General features: G+C 64.1%; 21 protein-coding genes and 1 pseudogene. 13 read left to right on the top strand and 9 right to left on the bottom strand.

Features of this window, described 5'->3' with window-relative positions; translation table 11 throughout:
- Positions 1 to 7 precede the first annotated feature (7 nt).
- The 6 genes from MKZ91_RS18365 to pheT all read left to right on the top strand — a co-directional run bounded on the left by MKZ91_RS18365 (position 8) and on the right by pheT (position 6,834).
- Positions 8 to 673, top strand: a complete 666-nt coding sequence (locus tag MKZ91_RS18365; protein ID WP_336172499.1) for a response regulator transcription factor — start codon at positions 8 to 10, stop codon at positions 671 to 673.
- A complete protein-coding gene (locus MKZ91_RS18360; RefSeq protein WP_336172498.1) occupies positions 670 to 2,037 on the top strand; it encodes a sensor histidine kinase in 1,368 nt (455 codons plus the stop codon). Before MKZ91_RS18365 ends, MKZ91_RS18360 begins: the two co-directional genes overlap by 4 nt.
- 243 nt (positions 2,038 to 2,280) lie before the next feature.
- A complete protein-coding gene (rpmI, locus tag MKZ91_RS18355; protein WP_077962740.1) occupies positions 2,281 to 2,484 on the top strand; it encodes a 50S ribosomal protein L35 in 204 nt (67 codons plus the stop codon).
- 39 nt (positions 2,485 to 2,523) lie between these two features.
- Entirely contained in the window at positions 2,524 to 2,928 is a 405-nt protein-coding gene (rplT, locus tag MKZ91_RS18350) for a 50S ribosomal protein L20 (protein WP_230807925.1), read from the top strand.
- A 272-nt stretch (positions 2,929 to 3,200) separates the two neighbouring features.
- Positions 3,201 to 4,283, top strand: coding sequence for a phenylalanine--tRNA ligase subunit alpha (gene pheS, locus MKZ91_RS18345; RefSeq protein ID WP_336172497.1), 1,083 nt, complete (start codon positions 3,201 to 3,203; stop codon positions 4,281 to 4,283).
- A 124-nt stretch (positions 4,284 to 4,407) separates the two neighbouring features.
- Positions 4,408 to 6,834: a phenylalanine--tRNA ligase subunit beta gene (gene pheT / locus MKZ91_RS18340; protein WP_336172496.1), complete on the top strand. Its 2,427-nt coding sequence runs from the start codon at positions 4,408 to 4,410 to the stop codon at positions 6,832 to 6,834.
- 208 nt (positions 6,835 to 7,042) lie between these two features.
- Here the strand turns inward: pheT and MKZ91_RS18335 are convergent, their stop codons facing one another.
- The 3 genes from MKZ91_RS18335 to MKZ91_RS18325 all read right to left on the bottom strand — a co-directional run bounded on the left by MKZ91_RS18335 (position 7,043) and on the right by MKZ91_RS18325 (position 8,857).
- Complete coding sequence (locus MKZ91_RS18335; protein ID WP_336172495.1) at positions 7,043 to 7,399, bottom strand: glyoxalase; 357 nt, start codon at positions 7,397 to 7,399, stop codon at positions 7,043 to 7,045.
- Positions 7,396 to 7,758, bottom strand: coding sequence for a nuclear transport factor 2 family protein (locus MKZ91_RS18330; protein WP_336172494.1), 363 nt, complete (start codon positions 7,756 to 7,758; stop codon positions 7,396 to 7,398). The genes MKZ91_RS18335 and MKZ91_RS18330 overlap by 4 nt, the downstream gene beginning before the upstream one ends.
- A 103-nt stretch (positions 7,759 to 7,861) precedes the next feature.
- Positions 7,862 to 8,857 carry an aldo/keto reductase gene (locus MKZ91_RS18325; protein WP_336172493.1) on the bottom strand — a complete coding sequence of 332 codons (996 nt, stop codon included), beginning with the start codon at positions 8,855 to 8,857 and terminating at the stop codon, positions 7,862 to 7,864.
- A gap of 251 nt (positions 8,858 to 9,108) precedes the next feature.
- On the opposite strand from MKZ91_RS18325, the gene MKZ91_RS18320 reads away from it, so the two are divergent.
- Together MKZ91_RS18320 and MKZ91_RS18315 are read left to right on the top strand one after the other, a co-directional pair.
- On the top strand, positions 9,109 to 9,999 hold the full coding sequence (locus MKZ91_RS18320) for a LysR family transcriptional regulator (protein ID WP_336172492.1): 891 nt from the start codon (positions 9,109 to 9,111) through the stop codon (positions 9,997 to 9,999).
- 111 nt (positions 10,000 to 10,110) lie between these two features.
- Positions 10,111 to 10,746, top strand: a complete 636-nt coding sequence (locus MKZ91_RS18315; RefSeq protein WP_336172491.1) for a hypothetical protein — start codon at positions 10,111 to 10,113, stop codon at positions 10,744 to 10,746.
- On the opposite strand, the gene MKZ91_RS18310 is transcribed toward MKZ91_RS18315, so the two are convergent.
- Positions 10,698 to 11,171 (bottom strand): GNAT family N-acetyltransferase, encoded by a 474-nt coding sequence (locus MKZ91_RS18310; protein WP_336172490.1) that lies wholly within the window; start codon positions 11,169 to 11,171, stop codon positions 10,698 to 10,700. The two genes, MKZ91_RS18315 and MKZ91_RS18310, sit on opposite strands and share 49 nt — an antisense overlap.
- Positions 11,172 to 11,190: 19 nt before the next feature.
- Positions 11,191 to 12,141 (bottom strand): aldo/keto reductase, encoded by a 951-nt coding sequence (locus MKZ91_RS18305; RefSeq protein ID WP_336172489.1) that lies wholly within the window; start codon positions 12,139 to 12,141, stop codon positions 11,191 to 11,193.
- 200 nt (positions 12,142 to 12,341) lie between these two features.
- Between MKZ91_RS18305 and MKZ91_RS18300 the strand changes: the two genes are divergently transcribed.
- On the top strand, positions 12,342 to 13,328 hold the full coding sequence (locus MKZ91_RS18300) for a Gfo/Idh/MocA family protein (RefSeq protein WP_336172488.1): 987 nt from the start codon (positions 12,342 to 12,344) through the stop codon (positions 13,326 to 13,328).
- Between the two features lie 76 nt (positions 13,329 to 13,404).
- Here the strand turns inward: MKZ91_RS18300 and MKZ91_RS18295 are convergent, their stop codons facing one another.
- Positions 13,405 to 13,812 carry a hypothetical protein gene (locus tag MKZ91_RS18295; protein WP_336172487.1) on the bottom strand — a complete coding sequence of 136 codons (408 nt, stop codon included), beginning with the start codon at positions 13,810 to 13,812 and terminating at the stop codon, positions 13,405 to 13,407.
- A gap of 125 nt (positions 13,813 to 13,937) precedes the next feature.
- Between MKZ91_RS18295 and MKZ91_RS18290 the strand changes: the two genes are divergently transcribed.
- Positions 13,938 to 14,717 carry a helix-turn-helix domain-containing protein gene (locus MKZ91_RS18290; protein WP_336172486.1) on the top strand — a complete coding sequence of 260 codons (780 nt, stop codon included), beginning with the start codon at positions 13,938 to 13,940 and terminating at the stop codon, positions 14,715 to 14,717.
- A gap of 110 nt (positions 14,718 to 14,827) precedes the next feature.
- On the opposite strand, the gene MKZ91_RS18285 is transcribed toward MKZ91_RS18290, so the two are convergent.
- Both MKZ91_RS18285 and MKZ91_RS18280 read right to left on the bottom strand, forming a co-directional pair.
- Positions 14,828 to 14,974: a hypothetical protein gene (locus tag MKZ91_RS18285; protein WP_336172485.1), complete on the bottom strand. Its 147-nt coding sequence runs from the start codon at positions 14,972 to 14,974 to the stop codon at positions 14,828 to 14,830.
- A gap of 161 nt (positions 14,975 to 15,135) precedes the next feature.
- Positions 15,136 to 15,321, bottom strand: a pseudogene (locus MKZ91_RS18280) (glycosyl transferase); the annotation flags it as partial.
- A 261-nt stretch (positions 15,322 to 15,582) separates the two neighbouring features.
- On the opposite strand from MKZ91_RS18280, the gene xseA reads away from it, so the two are divergent.
- Complete coding sequence (gene xseA, locus MKZ91_RS18275; protein ID WP_336172484.1) at positions 15,583 to 17,193, top strand: exodeoxyribonuclease VII large subunit; 1,611 nt, start codon at positions 15,583 to 15,585, stop codon at positions 17,191 to 17,193.
- 174 nt (positions 17,194 to 17,367) lie between these two features.
- Complete coding sequence (locus MKZ91_RS18270; RefSeq protein WP_336172483.1) at positions 17,368 to 17,958, top strand: NAD(P)H-dependent oxidoreductase; 591 nt, start codon at positions 17,368 to 17,370, stop codon at positions 17,956 to 17,958.
- 22 nt (positions 17,959 to 17,980) lie between these two features.
- On the opposite strand, the gene MKZ91_RS18265 is transcribed toward MKZ91_RS18270, so the two are convergent.
- Complete coding sequence (locus MKZ91_RS18265; RefSeq protein WP_336172482.1) at positions 17,981 to 18,463, bottom strand: MarR family winged helix-turn-helix transcriptional regulator; 483 nt, start codon at positions 18,461 to 18,463, stop codon at positions 17,981 to 17,983.
- Positions 18,464 to 18,571: 108 nt separating this feature from the next.
- Here MKZ91_RS18265 and MKZ91_RS18260 point away from each other — a divergent pair, with 108 nt between their 5' ends.
- Complete coding sequence (locus MKZ91_RS18260) at positions 18,572 to 19,450, top strand: EamA family transporter (RefSeq protein WP_442892311.1); 879 nt, start codon at positions 18,572 to 18,574, stop codon at positions 19,448 to 19,450.
- Positions 19,451 to 19,470 lie beyond the last annotated feature (20 nt).

The raw sequence follows: 19,470 nt of genomic DNA, 5'->3' as shown, positions 1-19,470 counted from the left end.
GGGCGGCATGCGCATTCTTCTGGCGGAGGACGATCCCAACATTGCGACCCACGTCGCAAGCAGGCTCGAAGCGGAAGGCTATCACGTCGATACGCTTTCACGCGGACCGGATGTCTGGGAGCAGGGCGAGAGCAGCGGCTATGCCGCAATCGTTCTCGACCTCGGCCTTCCGGGGCTGGATGGGCTTTCAATCCTCAAGCGCTGGCGCCAGGCCGGGCTCGAGACGCCTGTCCTGGTTTTGACGGCGCGCGGCTCGTGGATGGAGCGGGTCGATGGTTTTGATGCCGGCGCCGACGACTATCTGCCCAAACCTTTTCGCGTCGAAGAACTGTTGGCACGGCTGAGGGCGCTGTTGCGGCGCGCCGGTCCCCGCCTGGCATCGGTGCGGGCGGCCGGCCGGTTCACGCTGGACGAGGCAACGCGGCGCGTGACCTTCGACGGGCAACCGCTTGATCTCAGTCCGCTCGAGTACCGCATGATCGCCCTGTTCATGGAACGCAAGGGCCAGGTCATCACCCCGCTGGAACTGGCAAGCCATGTTCAGGGGCGTGATGATGACGCAGCCAAGAACGCTGTCGAGGCCATGGTTGCGCGACTGCGCAGGAAGACCGAGAGCGGCGCGATCGAGACGCGGCGCGGCTTCGGCTACGTCCTGCCGGACGGGCCGGCATGATCCGCTCGCTGCGCGTGAGGCTCGCGATCGGCGCGTCGATTGCGATCGGCCTGGTCCTGCTGGTGGTCTGGTTTGCCTTGAGCCAACTCTTCACCGATTACGTCGTCGGCCGCTATCGCGCCGAAATGGCGACGCTTGTCGACACGGTCGCCGCCGAAGTCGTGCTTCGCGATGGCGAACTTGTGCTGCCGCGCGAGCCGGCTGACCCGCGCTTCAGCCTCCCGGCCGGCGGTCGCTATTGGCAGCTGACCCGTGCCCCGGCCGCGCCTTTGCGCTCGCGCTCCCTCTGGGACACGGTGATTGATGTCGGCCAGCCGCCGGCACGGCAATATCTCGGTTTCCACGAGCTTGAAGGTCCTGATGGGGCGCCGATGCTGGTCCATAGCCAGAGCCTCGCGCTTGGCGACGGACCGGACGCGCAACGGTTTTCGGTGGCGGCCGGCTTTGCGCGCAATGAACTCGACGAGGCCCTGGCCGCCTTTCACGGGCAGATGCGGCGGATGCTGCTGGCAACCGCTTTCGTCCTTGCGGGCGCTGCCTTTCTGCAAGGCGCGCTCGGCCTCTTGCCGCTGGCGCGGTTGCGGGAACAGGCTGCACGCGTGCGCGCCGGTGACGCCCGGGACTTCGGCTCTGCCGGCCCGAGCGAAGTGCAGCCGCTCGTCAGCGAAATCAACCAGCTTTTGGCCGAGCGCGAAACGGCGCTGGAGAGGGCTCGGGCGCGGGCCAGCGACCTTGCGCACGGGCTGAAAACGCCGCTGACCGTGCTTGCCCATCTCGCCGAAAACCTGCCGGAGGAACAGCGCCGCATCGCCTTCGAACAGGTCGACCTCGTGCGCCAGCGTGCCGATCGCCAGTTGCAGGCCGCTCGCATGGGGGTCGAGCGCATGGCGACGACCTCGATCGCCGGCCTCGGCGGCAAGCTCGTCAGCGTGCTGCGGCCGGTGACGGCGGAGCGCGGTGTCGTCTGGGAGATCGATGTCGATCCGTCGATCTCGCTCGACGTCGATCCGGCAGACCTTGCCGAATGTCTCGGCAACCTCCTCGACAATGCTGCCAAGTGGGCACGCACCCGTATCCGTCTTTCGGCTGCCCGCATGGACGATCGGGTGCGGATTGCCGTCGACGACGATGGCCCGGGTATTGCGGAAGGCGAGCGGGAACGCATGTTGCGCCGTGGCGCACATGGCGATGCGGCGGGACACGGCCGTGCGGCCGGCAACGGTCTCGGGCTTGCCATCAGCGCCGATATCGCCGAAGCCTACGGCGCCACCCTGTCGCTGGGGCACTCGGCTCTTGGCGGTCTGGAAGCCGTCTTGCTCTTCGACCTCGCGTCCGGCGGGCGGCGACCCTATGATCCTGCTTGAGGCCGATAACGGATGATGGCGTCCGGCTGCGGCGCAAACGTTGCGGGAAACCTCGAAACCGGGCGCAATGCCGCCTGATGGCCGCCTGAAGCGGCATCTGCGATTCCCCAGTTGCGCTTTTTCGGATGTGCGGTTATAAGCCCCCGTCCGAACGGTCCGGCAGGGCATGCCGTGGCCGTTCTTAACGCTGGAAATGGACCTCGTCTGTCCGTTTCGAATTCTTAAGAACAATGGAGTAGCAAAATGCCCAAGATGAAGACGAAATCGTCTGCCAAGAAGCGGTTCAAGATCACCGCGACCGGCAAGGTTCGTGCTGCCGCTGCTGGTAAGCGCCACGGCATGATCAAGCGTACCAACAAGTTCATCCGCGACGCGCGTGGAACCATGGTTCTCGCCGAGCCTGACGGCAAGAAGGTCGTCAAGAACTACCTGCCGAACGGTCTCTAAGACTTTCAGGCCTATTGGATACGTTAAGGAGATCATGACATGGCACGTGTAAAACGCGGCGTTACCGCCCACGCCAAGCACAAGAAGACACTCAAGGCAGCCAAGGGTTTCTACGGCCGCCGCAAGAACACCATCCGCGCTGCAAAGGCTGCGGTTGACCGTTCGAAGCAGTACGCTTACCGCGACCGCAAGGTAAACAAGCGCAACTTCCGCGCTCTCTGGATCCAGCGCATCAACGCAGCTGTCCGCGAATTCGGCCTGACCTACGGCCGCTTCATCGACGGCCTGAACAAGGCTGGCATCGAAGTCGACCGCAAGGTTCTGTCCGACATGGCGATCCATGAGCCGGCAGCATTCGGCGCCCTCGTCGAAGCTTCCAAGAAGGCGCTTGCCTACCTCAAGGACGCCGGCACGACGAACGAGTTTGAAAGCGCTGTCCGTTAAGCCAGCGTTTTCCCAAAGCCGTACTTAAAATTCGTTGGGAAACCCGCGCTGGCAGGGCTAGCGCGGGTTTTTCTTATTTCGCGAGATGAACGTGCGAGACGATCGAAAGGAACCGGTGCCGGTTCCGCCATTTGACGACGTTTGGGGCCGGCCTCCGGCTCCCTCGTCCGTCGCCCTTGCACTGCCATCCTTCGCGACCGCGGCGCGATCATATTCCTGAAGACTTCAGCCGATATAGAACCGAACCCATTCCCGCATCGAGGCAGGACAGAATGAGCGAACTGGAAACACTGGAACGGACACTGCTGGCGGACATCGGTGCCGCAGGCGATGAAGGATCGATCGAGGCCGTGCGCGTCAATGCGCTCGGAAAGAAGGGCTCGATCTCCGAACTCCTGAAGACGCTCGGCACCATGTCGCCGGAAGAGCGCCAGACCCGCGGCGCACAGATCAACGCGCTGAAGAACACCGTGGCCGAGGCTATTGCTGCCCGCAAGTCGGCGCTGAAGGATCAGGCGATCGCCGACCGCCTGGCGCGTGAGACCGTCGACATCAGCCTGCCGGTGCGCTCATCGCCGGCGGAACGCGGCCGTATTCATCCGATCAGCCAGATCGTCGACGAGATCACCGCGATCTTCGGCGACATGGGTTTCTCGATCGCCGAAGGCCCGGACATCGAGACCGACTATTACAACTTCACGGCGCTCAACTTCCCCGAGGGCCATCCGGCCCGCGAGATGCACGACACCTTCTTCTTCAATCCGGATGAAAAGGGTGAGCGCAAGGTGCTGCGCACCCACACCTCGCCGGTGCAGATCCGCACCATGGAAGCGCAAAAGCCGCCGATCCGCATCATCATCCCCGGCAAGACCTACCGGCAGGATTCCGACGCGACCCATTCGCCGATGTTCCATCAGGTCGAGGGCCTGGTGATCGACAAGACCGCGAATGTCGCCAACATGCGCTGGGTGCTGGAAGAGTTCTGCAAGGCCTTCTTCGAGGTCGACCAGGTGACGATGCGCTTCCGCCCGTCCTTCTTCCCCTTCACCGAGCCGTCCTTCGAGGTCGATATCCAGTGCGACCGCTCCGGCCCGATCGTCAAGTTCGGCGAAGGCACCGACTGGATGGAGATCCTGGGCTGCGGCATGGTGCACCCGAACGTGCTGCGCTCCGGCGGCCTCGATCCGGACGAGTACCAGGGCTTTGCCTGGGGCATGGGCCTCGACCGCATCGCCATGCTCAAATACGGCATGCCGGACCTGCGTGACTTCTTCAACGCCGACGTTCGCTGGATGACCCATTACGGCTTCCGTCCGCTCGACATGCCGACCTTGTTCGGCGGTCTCTCGGCCTGATCGCGTAGAAATTGGAGCATTTCCAGGAAAAGTGCGAAGCGGTTTTCCGTCCGGAAATGCGAAAAACAAAGGGATAGAGCGTTTCTGCGCTTCGCTGGAAATGCTCGAGGACACAGGTGAAATCATGAAATTCACGCTTTCCTGGCTCAAGGACCACCTTGATACCGACGCTTCGCTGGAAGAGATCTGCGCCCGCCTGACGATGATCGGGCTCGAGGTGGAAGACGTCGACGACAAGGCCGCCTTCAAGCCCTTCGTCATCGCCAAGGTCGTCTCGGCCGAACAGCATCCGAACGCCGACAAGCTTCGGGTGCTGATGGTCGACACTGGTTCGGGCGCCCCGACCCAGGTCGTCTGCGGTGCACCGAATGCGCGCGCCGGCCTCGTCGGCGCCTTCGCGGCACCCGGCACCTACGTTCCCGGTATCGACGTGACGCTTGCCGTCGGCACCATCCGCGGCGTCGAAAGCCGCGGCATGATGTGCTCGGAAAAGGAGTTGCAGATCTCCGACGATCATAACGGCATCATCGATCTTCCTGCCGATGCGCCGGTTGGTGCGAGCTATGCCGCTTACGCCGGTCTCGACGACCCGATGATCGAGATCAACCTCACGCCCAACCGCCCGGACTGCACCAGCGTCTACGGCATTGCCCGCGACCTCGCGGCTTCGGGCCTCGGCGCGCTGAAGGCGCGGAAGGCACCTTCGTTCGCTGTCGAGGGTGACACGCCCACCAAGCTGACGCTCGATCTCGGCGAAGACACGCATCTTTGCCCGGGCTTCTCGCTGCGGCTGGTGCGCGGCGTCAAGAATGGCCCGTCGCCGAAGTGGATGCAGCAGCGGCTGCTGGCGATCGGCCTGCGCCCGATCAACGCGCTGGTCGACATCACCAACTACATGACCTTCGATCAGGGCCGGCCGATGCACGTCTTCGACGCCGCCAAGGTCAAGGGCAACCTGACGGTTCGCCGCGCCAAGGACGGCGAGACGGTGCTGGCGCTCGACCAGCGCGAATACAAGCTTGGACCCAACAACGTCGTTATCGCTGACGAGAAGTCGATCGAGTCGATCGGCGGCGTCATGGGTGGCGAACACTCCGGTTGCGACGAAAACACCACCGACGTGCTGATCGAATCGGCGCTCTGGGATCCGATGAACATCGCCAAGACCGGCCGCACGCTCGGCATCATCACCGATGCGCGCTACCGCTTCGAGCGCGGCGTCGACCCGGAATACATGGTGCCGGGCCTCGAGCGCACCACCGAACTGGTGCTGGAGCTCTGCGGCGGCAAGGCTGCCAAGGCCGAGATCGTCGGCTACGCCGGCTATCAGCCGAAGATCGTCGACTTCCCGGTTTCCGAAGTGAAGCGCCTGACCGGCCTTGAGGTTTCTTCGGACGAGAGCATCTCGATCCTGAAGAAGCTCGGCTTCGGCGTCGAAGGCTCCGGTGAGCGCTTCAAGGTGTCGGTTCCGTCCTGGCGCCCGGATGTCGACGGCAAGGCCGATCTCGTCGAAGAGGTCATGCGCATCCACGGCGTCGACAACATCGTCGCATCGCCGCTGCCGAGCCATGGCACCGTCAACGGCAAGATCCTGACGACGCTGCAGATCCGCACCCGCCTTGCCAAGCGCACGCTTGCAAGCCGCGGCATGCTGGAAGCCGTCACCTGGTCGTTCATTTCGGAAGATCAGGCCAAGCTCTTCGGCGGAGGCTCCGCTGCCCTGAAGCTCGCCAACCCGATCGCTGCCGACATGTCCGACATGCGCCCTTCGCTGCTGCCGGGTCTCTTGACCGCTGCCCAGCGCAACGCCGACAAGGGTTTTGGCGATGTCGCGCTGTTCGAAGTGTCCGGCACCTATGAAGGCGACACGCCGGAGGCCCAGCGCCGTGTTGCCGGCGGCATCCGCCGCGGCACGGCCTCGCTCACCGGCGCCGGCCGTCTCTGGTCGAATGCCGCCAAGGGCGGTGGCAAGCCGGTCGACGTCTTCGACGCCAAGGCCGACGCGATTGCCGTGCTTGAAGCCTGCGGCGTGCCGATGGGCAATGTCCAGTTCGAACCGGGCGGCCCCGCCTGGTACCATCCGGGCCGCTCCGGCACGATCAAGCTGGGCCCGAAGATCGTGCTCGGCACCTTCGGCGAATTCCACCCGAAGACGCTCGAAGCGCTTGATGTCTCCGGCGCGCTCGCAGGCTTCGAGATCTATGTCGATGCCTTGCCCGAGCCGAAGAAGAAGGCGACCCGCACCAAGCCGGCGCTCGATCTGTCGCCGTTCCAGGCGGTGAAGCGCGACTTCGCCTTCGTCGTCGACAAGACGGTGGAAGCGGGCGCCATTCTGCGCGCGGCCTCCGGCGCCGACCGCAAGCTGGTGACCGGCGTCAGCGTCTTCGACGTGTTCGAAGGCGCGTCGCTCGGTGAAGGCAAGAAGTCGATCGCCATCGAAGTCACCATCCAGCCGGTCGAGCGCACGCTGACCGACGAGGACTTCGAGGCGCTGACCGCCAAGATCGTCGCCAATGTGACGAAGACGACCGGCGGCGTGCTGCGCGCCTGACCGCAGCCCACACGATCGACATGCAAAGGGCCGCTGCACCGCAGCGGCCGCTTCTTTTGGCGGTCACTCTGTCCGTTGCATCAGTTCTGTCCGGTTGCCGACGGGATCGCTGACGAAGCATCTACAGCGCCGCGCGTCTTATCAGACGCGCGAAGGACGCTGTAGCACTTTGAATTGCTGCATGTTTTTGTCCTTTAATCGGCTACGATTAAAGAAAACATGCAGTAGCGTAGCCGACGAGCGGCTCGTCGTGAACGATTGCCACGCCTGACTCCTCGAGCCGCAGGATCAGGCGGTCGAGGTCGTCAACCAGGAAAGCAGGATGCGCCTTGCGTGCCGGCGCGAAGGTCCTGTCGCTTCCGAGATGCAGGCGAATGCCACTCGCCTCGAACCAGCAGCCGCCGCGCGCCAACAGATTGGCCGGCTTGGCAACTTCGACCATGCCGAGAGGTCCGCCATAGAAGCCGCGCGCCGCCCCTTCGCCGCCTTCGGGCATGGCAAGCTGCACGTGATCGATGCCAAGCAGCCGGCCAACTGGCTGCACGTGTTCGTCGATGGCGGTCATGCGTTGTGCAGGTGGAAGATCTTGTTGACGATCACCCAGCGTCCATCGATTTTCACCAGCGACAGATAGTCGGTGAAGCGCTCGCCGGCAAAGCTGTCGACGACCTTGACGGTGGCAGCGCCACTGGTCAGGTCGATCATCTGCACGTCCATCTCCGGTTGCGTTCCGGGCGGCGCGGCGCCGGTCTCGAGGATCGACTTGATGAAACCGTCGCGCGTCGTCCATTCGAGCGCGCCCTTGTAGTTGCCGATGATCGCTGCGTCGGGATGAAACGCCTTGCGCAGCGCCCCTTCGTTGGCAAATGCCATGCCGTCGACATAGAGGTGCACCACCGCGCTGATCGCCTGCTCGTCGGACATTCCCGCTCCTCCGGATTGTTGCCGTCAGATCAGAGGTAGTGCGGCCGGCCGAAATTTCGATGGGGAATTTCCCCGCCTCCGGTGGGAGGCGGGGCCAATTGGCTCAGCGGTTGGTGAGCGCCAGGGATGCGTCGGTGTAGCGCTTTCCGGCGACAAGTGCTGGCGACAGCGCCTCTGCAAGCCGGGCGAGCTCATCGGCGCTGAGCGTGATTTCCGCGGCTTCCGCGTTCTGCTCCAGGTGGTCGAGCTTGCGTGCACCGGGGATCGGCACGATGAAGTCGCCCTGGTTGACCACCCAGGCGAGCGCCAACTGGGCGGCGGTCACGCCCTTTTCGCGCGCAAGGGCGGCCAGCGTCTCGACGAGGCGCGCATTGGCGTCGAAATTTTCCGCCTGGAAGCGCGGCAGCGACCGGCGAAAATCGCCGGCTTCGAGGTCATCGGCCTTGCGGATCGCCCCCGTCAGCATGCCGCGCCCGAGCGGGCTGTAAGGCACGAAGCCGATGCCCAGTTCGCGGCAGGTGGAAAGCACGTCTTCCTCCGGATCGCGCGACCACAACGAATACTCGCTCTGGACGGCGGCGATCGGGTGGACCTTGTGGGCGCGGCGGATGGTGGCGGCACTGGCCTCGGAGAGGCCGAGCGCCCGCACCTTGCCCTCGCGCACCAGCTCTGCCATTGCCCCCACCGTTTCCTCGATCGGCACTGTCGGATCGACGCGGTGCTGGTAGTAGAGGTCGATGACATCGGTCCCGAGCCGCTTCAGTGAGGCTTCGGCCACCGCCTTTGCATGCTCCGGCCGTCCGTCGACGCCCTTGATCGCCTGGGCTGCCGGCACCCCCGGCTCGATGCGGAAGCCGAATTTGGTGGCGATCGTCACCCTGTCACGCACAGATACCAAGGCTCGGCCGAGCAGTTTTTCGTTCTCGAACGGCCCATAGACTTCTGCCGTGTCGAAGAAGGTGACGCCGAGATCAACGGCGCGGTGCAGCGTGCGGATGGATTCGGTCTCGTCGCTGGCGCCATAGGCAAAGCTCATGCCCATGCAGCCGAGGCCGATGGTGGAGACGGTGAGGTCACTTCCGAGTTTGCGGGTCTTCATGTCGTTTCCTTGTCTCGCTGAAACGCTTCGAAGCAAACGCGTCGGGAGCGCGCGTCCATTGGTTCGAGGCGTGAAGTGGTGATCGGAGTTGACGCGTCCCTCGCGGGTGAGCGGCGAGCTCAGAATTGCCGTCCGTTCGGGTGGGGCTCCTCGCTCCGTTTCCAAAGTCGGCGACGGATAAAGAATAGGCCTGCGACCAGTGCTTTGAAAATCACTGTCAATTCTCACGGGCTGTTCTATTATTTAGATCAATGAACAGAACCCAGCTCTCCCAACTCGCGGTTCTTGCCGCCGTTGCCGCCCATGGCAGCTTTCGCGGTGCCGCGCGTGAACTCAGCGTCGCGCCCTCGGCCGTCAGCCACGCCGTCGGCAGTCTGGAGGCGAGCCTCGGCATTCGCCTGCTTTCGCGCACCACACGCAGCGTCGCGCCGACGGAGGAAGGGCGCCGGCTGCTCGAAAGGCTGGCGCCGGCGCTCGACGAGATTGCCCATGCGCTCGAAGCGGCCGCCGACGCGCGCGAACGCCCAGCCGGTAACCTGCGCATCACCGCGCCGCGTTTTGCGGCCGACCTCATCCTTGCGCCGCGGCTCGGTGTCTTTCTCGATCTCTATCCCGAAATCGTACTCGAAATCGCCAACGAGGACGGTTTTACTGACATCGTCGAAGAGGGATATGACGCAGGCATCAGGCTCGGTGAAAGCCTCGAAGGAGACATGATCGCCGTCAAGGTCGGACCGGAGCTCGAAAGCGCGGTCGTCGCATCGCCGGACTATTTCGCGCGCTATGGCCGGCCGCAGCATCCGCGTGATCTGGCACAGCATCGCTGCATCCGTCGGCGTTTTTCCAACGGCACGCTCTATCGCTGGGAGTTCGAGAAGGATGGCGAGGAACTCGCCGTGTCCGTCGAAGGCCCCCTGATCCTTGGCGAAGATCGCCCGATCATCAAGGCGGCCATGGGTGGGGCCGGACTTGCCTACCTGTTTGTCTCCCGCGTCGAGACGGCGATCGCGGAAGGCCGGCTCGAGCGCGTGATGGTAGATTGGTGCGCCCCCTATGCCGGTCCCTATCTCTATTATCCGAGCCGCCGGCAGATGCGACCGGCCCTGCGCGCCTTCATCGATTTCTTCCGGCACAGCCGATAGCGGCCGAACCGGAATCGGGTGGCGCGATGTGGCATGATCTGGAATGCCAACGGCTCACGTCTGGAGCCTTGCGATGCGTGCTGGATGGTTGGAACAGGGAGAGGAAGGCGCATGAAGAAACCCGGATCGATGAAGGGGCTTGAAGACCTCGGCCGCGTGCGGCTGTCCCGCAACTTCTTCTTCCGTGAGTTCCTGCATTCGGAGATCGCCGACTTCTACCGCATCCCCAACATTCCTGATGATCCGGAACTGGCAATCGAGGCGGGCCGGCGTCTCTGCGAGGAACTGCTGGAGCCGCTGGAGGCGACCTTCGGCCGTCTCGTGATACGCTCGGGCTACCGCAACCGCGCCGTCAACGGCTTCGGCAATGCCAGTGGCCTCAACTGCTCGACCAATGCCGCTTCCGCCGCCGACCACATCTGGGACATGCGCGACGCCGACGGATGCATCGGCGCCACCGCCTGCATCGTCATCCCCTGGGTCTGGGACCGGCGCGGCGACATTGGCGGCTGGCAGTCGATCGCCTGGTGGATCCACGACCATCTGCCCTATGCATCGCTGTGCTTCTTTCCGAAGCTCTGGGCCTTCAACATCCAGTGGCACGAGCGGCCGGCGCGCCGGATCATGAGCTTTGTCGAGCCGCGCGGGGTGTTGACGAAATCGGGAATGGCAAACCAGGCCGGCAGTCATGCCGACGCCTATGCCGCGTTTCCGGATTTCAGGACCGTGCCGAAATTGACCTTGTAGCGCACATGCTCGTCGGTGCCAGAATAGCGGTCGTAGAGCCGTCGTGCCGTCTGGTTGTCGGCCTCCGTATACCAGTAGAGCCGATCCCAGTCCTTGTCCCGGCAAAGTGCGATCAGGTGGTCGATCATCGCCCGTGCCACACCTTGGCCGCGGGCCGAAGGATCGACATAGAGATCCTCGATGTAGCAGATCGGGCGCCGGAAGAAGGTGGCGAGCTGCTCCTGGCAGATGGCAAAGCCGATCGTCTCCCCGTCAAGGATCGCTAGGCGCGCAAAGAGCGGCGCTGACGGATCGGTCAACCGCTGCCAGGTAAGGTCGATGATGTCCTCTGCCAGCTCGGTGCCGGAAAAGGCGACGTAGCCGGCAAAGAGCCGGCGCCAGTCTGCTGCGTCGTTCTGCGTTGCCGCGCGTACCGTCAATGCCATTACCGCTGTCGTTCTTCGGTCATTCGCCAACGTCGTTGAGCTGTCGGATCGCCTCGCCCGACAACGTCAGTTCGGCCGAACGAATGAGGCTCTGCAACTGCGCAAGGCTGGTGGCGCTGGCGATCGGCGCGGTGACGCCCTTGCGGGACCTGATCCAGGCAAGCGCGATCTCGGCCTGGGTTGCGCCCGTATCGGCGGCAATGTCGTCGAGCACGCCGAGGATGCGCATGCCGCGCCCGTCGAGATATTTTTCGACGCCGCTGCCCCGTGCCGACCCCTCGAGATCCTTGTGTGTGCGGTACTTTCCCGAGAGAAAACCGCGCGCCAGCCCGAAATAGCTGATGACGCCAATCTCCTCGGCAATGCAGAGGTCGCGCAGCGGCCCTTCGAAGGCGTCGCGGTCGTAGAGATTGTACTCCGGCTGCAGCACCGCATATCGCGGCAGGCCCTGGTTTGCGGAAACGTCGAGCGCGTCGCGCAGCTGCAGCGAGTTCAGATTGGATGCGCCGATGTGACGGACCTTGCCCTGCGAGAGCAACTGGTCATAGGCCGAAAGCGTTTCCTCGTAGGGCGTTTCCGGATCCGGCCAATGCGAGAGATAAAGGTCGATGTAGTCGGTCTGCAGCCGTCTCAGCGAATCTTCGACCGCCTGCAGGATCCAGCGGCGCGAAAGCCCCTTGCGGTCGGGGCCGAGTTCGGAGCCAACCTTGGTGACGATGACCGCCTTGTCGCGCGATCGGCCCGACTGTTTCAGCCATTTGCCGATGATCGCTTCGGACTCGCCGCCCTCGTTGCCCGGTGCCCAGGAGGAATAGACGTCGGCCGTGTCGATGGCGTTGAAACCGGCATCGAAGAAGGCGTCGAGCAGGGCGAATGAGGTCTTCTCGTCGGCGGTCCAGCCGAAGACGTTGCCGCCGAAGACGAGGGGTGCAATTTCGAGGTCAGTACGGCCAAGTCTCAGTTTTTCCATGGTTTCGCTCCATTGGACTGGATGTAGGCATAGTGCGATCGGGAGGATTGCGAAGGGAAAGATAGGGCAGAAAAGCTGACATTGTCACCCGCTGTCCGGCATTTTTCTGCGATAGCGTTTTACTCGGTCGAACGACAACGGCCGCTTGATAGGTACGTACCTCGACGCTAGTCTCGGTCACCAAATCAGGGAGCTTTGCCATGTTACGCTTTGGAATTCTGTCGACGGCCAGGATCGGCCGCGATCTCGTCGTGCCGGCCATTCAGGACGCGGAGAACTGCGTCGTCTCGGCGGTCGCCAGTCGTGACCTTGCCAAGGCACGCGCCATGGCCGATCGTTTCTCGGCGCCGCACGCCTTCGGTTCCTACGAGGAAATGCTGGCCTCCGACGTCATCGACGCGGTCTATATCCCGCTGCCGACATCGCAGCATGTGGAATGGTCGGTGAAAGCCGCCAACGCCGGCAAGCATGTGCTCTGTGAAAAGCCGATTGCGCTGCGCGCCTCCGAGATCGATGCGTTGATCGCCGCACGCGACCGCAACGGCGTGCTGATCGCCGAGGCCTTCATGGTCACCTACAGCCCGGTCTGGCGGAAAGTTCGCTCGCTGATCGCCGAAGGTGCGATCGGCCGGCTGCGCCATGTCCAGGGCGCCTTCACCTACTACAACCGCGACCCCGGCAACATGCGCAACATTCCAGCCCTTGGTGGCGGCGGTCTGCCGGATATCGGCGTCTACCCGACGATCACCACCCGCTTTGTCACCGGCAAGGAGCCGGTTCGGGTGCAGGCGAGCACCGATCGCGATCCGGAGTTCGGTACCGACATCTATTCGAGCGTGCGGGCCGATTTCGGCGACTTCGAGCTGAGCTTCTACATCTCCACCCAGCTAGCCGCCCGCCAGGTCATGGTCTTCCATGGCGACAAGGGTTTCATCGAGGTGAAGTCGCCGTTCAACGCCGATCGCTACGGCCGCGAGGAAGTCGAGCTCACCAACCAGAACCACGCCCAGTCGCAGCTCTTCCGCTTCCAGGATGCGCGTCAGTACAAGCTGCAGGCGGAAGCCTTTTCGCGCGCCGCCAAGGGCGAGCCGGAAGAAGTCGTGACGCTTGAGAACTCGCGGCTCAACCAGAAGCTCATCGACGCGATCTACCGCGCCAGCGACAAGGACGGTTGGGAGAAGATCTGATTTTTCGTCTGCGACCTCACGCGTACGACAAGAGCCCGCCGATGAAAGTCGGCGGGCTCTTGTCGTTTCTGCCGGGTCAGGCGAGCGTTGCGCGTTCGCGGCCAAAGCCCTTCAGCTTGAAGAACAGGAAGTCGCCGACACCGATGAGGCCGACGATCACCAGCCCTATGCCGACCGGCGTCAGCACGCTGTAGGCCGTCGCCAGAAGCGCGAGGCTCGCGACTTGCCACAGGATATCACCGGCGATGCTGATCCGGGCGGCTGCCGATACCGGACCACCGTTGCGGGCGGCCGACAGATGGAAGATCCCCCAGGCGATCAGCCCGACGCCGAGAAGTTTCATCATCACGGCTGTAGCGGCCGGGCTGATGAGGGCGGCAAGCGCGGCGGCGTCGAAGATGAGGATTGCCCCGACGAGCAGCGAAAATGCGCCATCGGCAAGGAAGGTCTTGTTGAGCAGGCTGCGGTTGGAAAGGGTCAACATGTGCGGCTCCAATCGTTTGTCGATGGCCGGATGCTGCCGGTTCGGCGTCATCAATCCAATTACCTTGGAGGTAATGGATTTTACGCGCGGGAGGCGCCAACCTGCAGGTGAATAGGGAGAATCACATGCAGTTCGGCAATCACCTGAAGGAGTGGCGCGGGCACCGCCGCATGAGCCAGCTCGATCTGGCTGTCGCGGCCGGCATCTCGGCGCGGCACCTGTCCTTTCTTGAGACCGGTCGCTCAAAGCCGTCGGAGGGAATGATCCTGCGGCTGGCTTCGGTGCTGGACATCCCGGCGCGCGATCAGGGGACACTGTTTTCTGCAGCCGGCTATCGACCGCGTATGGCGACGCGCTCCGCCGCGGGGCTCGACGCCATGCCGCCGGTCGTCGCCAATGCCATCAGGCTTATTCTCGCCCGTCACGATCCCTATCCCGGTCTGGTGCTCGATCACGAATACACGCTGCTCGTCGTCAATCCGGCGCTGGCTGCCCTGGCTGCGGCAGCCGACGTGCCCTTCAGCCCCGGAGAGAATTTCCTCGATGCCTTCCTCGGCAACGAAAAGGTGCGCGCGCTCGTGGTCAACTGGGAAGCGGCTGCTGCCGATCTGGTGCAACGCGTGCGCACCGAAGCCTGGCTGCAGGGCCCGCGCAGCCGCCTCGGCAAACGCCTCGAAAAGGTCGCGTCCGATCCTGCGGTAGAGAAGGCACTCGAGAACCATCCCGATACCGACAGGCTGCCGGTGCTGCCGATCGATCTTGATGTCGGTGGCCTGCGGCTGAGCTTCATCACCACTTTGCAGACCTTCGGCTCGACCCAGGATGCGCTGGTGGAAGGCGTGCTGATTGAATCCTTCTTCCCGGCGGACGACGAGACGAAGGCGTTTTTCGAACGGAAAGGGTGAGGGGACGAGGAAACGCGCCTGAGGACGTCCGGTCCGCAGTTGCGTCGGCTCAGCTGTCGCGGCGCGTCGTGACGGCGATGGTGCCACACAGCGCAAGCGCGATGCCCATGTTAGGCGCCGACCGCGGCGGCAACCTGGATCCAGTCGCCAGCCGTCGCTGCAAGCGCCAGCAATGCGTTGCCGGCGAACAGGCAGGCGCGGGCCGATTTCAGGCCGCAGGCGGCAAGGCCGAGAAGGAAGGAAGCGATGACGACCATGAGGCGCTGATCCCGGGGCTCGCTTACGAGTTGATGATGATCTTGCCGCTGATGATCAGCAGGGCACCGGCGGCGTAGCGCAGCGTCACCGCTTCGCCGAGGAAGACGGCAGCAAGCAGCGGCACCAGGCAGAAGGTCAGCGCCATGAACGAATAGGCGATGGTTCCGACCACCATGTCGGCGCGCTCGGTGATCAATGTGCGGATGAGGTCCTCCGCGTCCGTCGGGCAATAGGTGCTGTCGCCGTCGGCCATGACATAGATGTCGGCATCGATGTCGGCGAGCATGCGGCGTACCACGTGCCCCTTGCCCTGCCTACGTTCGCGCACGACGGTCGCACCGGCGATCGCCTTTTACGCCTTCGCGCTGACCGGCGGCATGTCGCTTGTCTTCGCCGCCATCCTGGCAAGCCGGCGCCCGAGAAGCGTGCGACTGGTCGCCCTCGGGGCCTGCGGTCTTGGCGTGCTCGGTGTGGTTCCTTGCCGACATCGCCCCAGACGCCCATCCGGCTCTACGCTCTGAAGCCGTGAGGCTGTGACGCCGCGGCAGCTCGGGTGAAAGCGCAGCGGATAGACTGGCCTTCGGCGACGGGTGCGGTAAAAGAAGCCATGGCTTCTTTCTTCGACAGCGATTCTCCGAGCAACCTCACCGAATATTCGGTGTCAGAGCTTTCCGGTTCGATCAAGCGAACGGTCGAGCAGGCCTTCGACCAGGTGCGCGTGCGCGGCGAAATTTCCGGCTATCGCGGCCCGCATTCGTCGGGCCACGCCTATTTCGCGCTCAAGGATGACCGGGCGCGCATCGATGCGGTGATCTGGAAGGGCACGTTCTCGCGCCTGCGCTTCCGCCCGGAAGAGGGCATGGAGGTGATCGCGACCGGCAAGGTCACGACCTTCCCCGGATCGTCGAAGTACCAGATCGCCATTGAATCGATGGAGCCGGCGGGAGCCGGCGCGCTGATGGCGCTGCTCGAAGAGCGCAAGCGCAAGCTGGCGGCGGAAGGGCTGTTCGACGCCAACCGCAAGCGGCCGCTGCCTTACATGCCCAGGGCCATCGGCGTCGTGACTTCGCCGACCGGCGCCGTCATCCGCGATATCCTGCACCGCATCGCCGATCGGTTCCCGGTGCATGTCGTCGTCTGGCCGGTGCGCGTCCAGGGCGACGGTTCGGGTGACGAGGTGGCGGCAGCGATCCGCGGCTTCAACGACATCGAACCCGGTGGGCCGATCGCGCGGCCGGACGTGCTGATCGTCGCCCGTGGCGGCGGCAGCCTCGAAGACCTCTGGGGCTTCAACGACGAGGCGGTGGTTCGTGCCGCGGCGGCCTCCCGGATCCCGCTGATTTCTGCCGTCGGCCACGAGACCGACTGGACGTTGATCGACTACGCCGCCGACCAACGTGCGCCGACACCGACGGGTGCCGCGGAGATGGCGGTGCCGGTCAAGGCCGATCTCGAAGCGAGCGTTTCCGGCCTCTCGGCGCGCCTCAAGGCGGCGGTCGGTCGGCAGATGGACAATCGCCGCCAGTCGGTGCGGGCACTGGCACGTGCCCTGCCGTCGCTCGATCAATTGCTCGCCTTGCCGCGCCGCCGCTTCGACGAGGCCGCCCTCGGGCTTGGACGCGGCCTCACGATGAATACCGCCAACAAGCGCCGCCAGTTCGAGCGGGTCTCGGCCGAGCTGCGCGCGGATCTTCTCAAGGGCAAGCTCTCCGAGCGCCGCCAGCGCCTTGTCGACGCCATGCACAAGGCCGAGCGCATCGTCGAGCGACAGGTGCATCGTGGCGAGGCACGGGTGTCGGCGGCGGACGCCGCGCTGCGTGCGCTGCCGTCACGTCTGATCGGCCAGATCCATCGGGCATCCGATCGCGTCACCGGGCTTGCCGCCCGCTCCGACGCGGCCGTCCGTGCCGACGTTCGCCGGCTGCGGAGTGTCATCGTCGCCCAGGATCGCATCCTGCAGTCGCTCTCCTATCGCAACGTCCTGCAGCGCGGTTTCGCGCTGGTGCGTGATGCCGATGGCGGTCCGGTACGCCAGGCCGCTGCCGTCGCGCCAGGCATGGCGCTGAGCCTTGAGTTCGCCGACGGTCGCGTCTCGGCAACAGCAGGCGAGGGCGGTGACGAGCCGGTTTCTCCGGCCCCGGCACCCCGCAAGAAGCCGGTGCCGGCGAAGGCGTCGGAGCCGACTGGCAACCCGCCAAAACAGGGCAGCCTGTTCTAAAGCGCCGCGCGTCTTATCAGACGCGCAAAGGTCGCTCGAGCACATTGAAGTGCTGCATGTTTTCGTCCTTTAGTCGGCTGCGATTGAAGGAAACATGCAGTAGACAATTCGCAGGCTATCACCGATCTTCAATCTGAATCCGGCAAACGTCCTCGTCATCTGTTCGGGAAAACCATGCGCATTCTTCTCGTGCTCGCCCACCCGCTTGAAGACAGTTTCGCCGCGAGCGTCGCGCGTGAAGCGCGCGCTGTATTGGAGGCGAACGGCCATTCCGTGGACCTGCTCGATCTCTATCGCGAGGATTTCGATCCGCGCCTCAGCGTGGCAGAACGCGGCAGCTACCTCACCGATAAATATGATTGGTCCGCGGCGGCCGACTGGATTTCGCGCCTTCAGGCGGCCGATGGCCTCGTCCTCGTCTTTCCGCAGTGGTGGTTCAATTTTCCGGCGATCTTGAAGGGCTTCTTCGATCGTGTCTTTGCGCCGGGCGTCGCCTTCGACAACGATCCGGCCGGCGGCCGCATCATCCCGCGCCTCAACAACATCAAGCTCTTCTGGGCGCTGACGACGACTGGCTCGCCCTGGTGGGTGGTGCATCTCTACATGGGCAATCCCGTAAGGCGGCTGTTGAGGCGCGGCATCGCTGCCTTCTGCGCCAAGGGGCTGAACTTCCGCATGCTCAGCCTGCACGACATGGACCGGGCGACCGACGCCAAGCGCCAGGCGCATCTGGCGCGTGTACGGGCACTGGTCGGGCGAATCTGACTGTGCGCTGACGCGTCCCCGCCTATTCGAACGTAGCGAGGTATTTGCGCAGCAAGGCGTCGAGGGTTTCCCGCTCCTTTTGCGAGAGGCTCGAAACCACGCGGTGCTGGTTTGCCACATGGGCGGTTGCCGCCTCCTCGACGCGCCGCAGTCCTTCCTCGGTCAAGGCGATGATGACGCTGCGGCGGTCCTCCGGATTGGCGATCCGCTCGACCAGGCCAGCCTTCTCCAGCTGGTCGATGCGGTTGGTCATGGTGCCGGAACTGACCATGGTCGTATCCAGCAGTTCGCCCGGCGAAAGCTGGAATGGCGGGCCGGACCGGCGGAGCGTGGCGAGCACGTCGAAGCTCGATGCGGAAAGACCGCGTTCGGCAAAGGTCTTCTCGATCTCGCGGCCAATATGGGTCGAGAGCCGCGAGAGCCGGCCAAGAAGGCCCATGGCCGAAACGTCGAGATCAGGCCGTTCCCGATTCCATTGGGCCAAAATCCTGTCGACGCGATCCATGATGCCTAGCCTCCACCGTTGCTGTCGCCAGCTATAGAGTATCTTGACGTAGAGATAAACTGTGATAGCCTCAATTTATCTTGATATAGAGATTCTTGAGGTAAAGATATGATCGCCAACCGCAACCTCGACCTCGCATTGACCGCGCTGGCGCCGGCCATCTGGGGCAGCACCTATCTCGTCACAACGCAGTTTCTGCCGGCCGGCTACCCGTTGACAGTCGCCATGCTGCGCGCCCTGCCCGCCGGGCTGCTGCTGTTGCTGATCGTACGGCGGCTGCCTGAGGGCATCTGGTGGCCGCGCACCTTCGTTCTCGGCGCGCTCAACTTCTCCTTTTTCTGGGCGATGTTGTTCGTCTCGGCTTACCGATTGCCAGGCGGCGTTGCCGCAACCGTCGGCGCCGTCCAGCCGTTGATTGTCATCGTGCTGTCCCGTGTTTTTCTCGGCTCGCCCATCCGCACGCTCAGTGTCATCGCTGGTCTCGCTGGTATTGTCGGCGTGGCCCTCCTTGTGTTGACGCCGGGCGCCAAACTCGATCCGCTCGGGGTGCTCGCCGGTCTTGCCGGCGCGGTTTCCATGGCTTTCGGCACCGTGCTCAGCCGCCATTGGGCACCGCCGGTGCCGCCGCTCACCTTCACCGCCTGGCAGCTGGCGGCCGGCGGTCTGCTGCTCGCGCCGGTGGCGCTGTTCTTCGAACCGTCGCTGCCGTCGCTGACCACGGCAAATATTCTCGGCCTTGCCTATCTCGGCCTGATCGGCGCGGCCTTCACCTATCTGCTCTGGTTCCGCGGCCTGTCGCGGCTTGAACCGTCCGCCGTCTCGCCGCTCGGTTTCCTGAGTCCGGTCGTGGCAATCCTGCTAGGCTGGGGCGTGCTTGGCGAACAGCTCACGCCGGCCCAGGCCCTCGGCATCCTCGTCGTCTTCGCAAGCGTCTGGCTCAGCCAGCGGGCGCAACTGGCGCCGAAGGCGCGACCGGCCCGCGCTTGAGGGCCGGACTTGCAACCAAA

It is taken from the genome of Ensifer sp. MJa1, assembly GCF_037026475.1.
Taxonomy (GTDB): domain Bacteria; phylum Pseudomonadota; class Alphaproteobacteria; order Rhizobiales; family Rhizobiaceae; genus Ensifer.
This window is presented reverse-complemented; position numbering and strand designations above follow the sequence as displayed.

Coding starts and splice junctions, on each gene's coding strand:
- MKZ91_RS18365 (WP_336172499.1), top strand. CDS start 8: ATGCGCATTCTTCTGGCGGAGGACGATCCCAACATTGCGACCCACGTC.
- MKZ91_RS18360 (WP_336172498.1), top strand. CDS start 670: ATGATCCGCTCGCTGCGCGTGAGGCTCGCGATCGGCGCGTCGATTGCG.
- rpmI (WP_077962740.1), top strand. CDS start 2,281: ATGCCCAAGATGAAGACGAAATCGTCTGCCAAGAAGCGGTTCAAGATC.
- rplT (WP_230807925.1), top strand. CDS start 2,524: ATGGCACGTGTAAAACGCGGCGTTACCGCCCACGCCAAGCACAAGAAG.
- pheS (WP_336172497.1), top strand. CDS start 3,201: ATGAGCGAACTGGAAACACTGGAACGGACACTGCTGGCGGACATCGGT.
- pheT (WP_336172496.1), top strand. CDS start 4,408: ATGAAATTCACGCTTTCCTGGCTCAAGGACCACCTTGATACCGACGCT.
- MKZ91_RS18335 (WP_336172495.1), bottom strand. CDS start 7,399: ATGACCGCCATCGACGAACACGTGCAGCCAGTTGGCCGGCTGCTTGGC.
- MKZ91_RS18330 (WP_336172494.1), bottom strand. CDS start 7,758: ATGTCCGACGAGCAGGCGATCAGCGCGGTGGTGCACCTCTATGTCGAC.
- MKZ91_RS18325 (WP_336172493.1), bottom strand. CDS start 8,857: ATGAAGACCCGCAAACTCGGAAGTGACCTCACCGTCTCCACCATCGGC.
- MKZ91_RS18320 (WP_336172492.1), top strand. CDS start 9,109: ATGAACAGAACCCAGCTCTCCCAACTCGCGGTTCTTGCCGCCGTTGCC.
- MKZ91_RS18315 (WP_336172491.1), top strand. CDS start 10,111: ATGAAGAAACCCGGATCGATGAAGGGGCTTGAAGACCTCGGCCGCGTG.
- MKZ91_RS18310 (WP_336172490.1), bottom strand. CDS start 11,171: ATGGCATTGACGGTACGCGCGGCAACGCAGAACGACGCAGCAGACTGG.
- MKZ91_RS18305 (WP_336172489.1), bottom strand. CDS start 12,141: ATGGAAAAACTGAGACTTGGCCGTACTGACCTCGAAATTGCACCCCTC.
- MKZ91_RS18300 (WP_336172488.1), top strand. CDS start 12,342: ATGTTACGCTTTGGAATTCTGTCGACGGCCAGGATCGGCCGCGATCTC.
- MKZ91_RS18295 (WP_336172487.1), bottom strand. CDS start 13,812: ATGTTGACCCTTTCCAACCGCAGCCTGCTCAACAAGACCTTCCTTGCC.
- MKZ91_RS18290 (WP_336172486.1), top strand. CDS start 13,938: ATGCAGTTCGGCAATCACCTGAAGGAGTGGCGCGGGCACCGCCGCATG.
- MKZ91_RS18285 (WP_336172485.1), bottom strand. CDS start 14,974: ATGGTCGTCATCGCTTCCTTCCTTCTCGGCCTTGCCGCCTGCGGCCTG.
- xseA (WP_336172484.1), top strand. CDS start 15,583: ATGGCTTCTTTCTTCGACAGCGATTCTCCGAGCAACCTCACCGAATAT.
- MKZ91_RS18270 (WP_336172483.1), top strand. CDS start 17,368: ATGCGCATTCTTCTCGTGCTCGCCCACCCGCTTGAAGACAGTTTCGCC.
- MKZ91_RS18265 (WP_336172482.1), bottom strand. CDS start 18,463: ATGGATCGCGTCGACAGGATTTTGGCCCAATGGAATCGGGAACGGCCT.
- MKZ91_RS18260 (WP_442892311.1), top strand. CDS start 18,572: ATGATCGCCAACCGCAACCTCGACCTCGCATTGACCGCGCTGGCGCCG.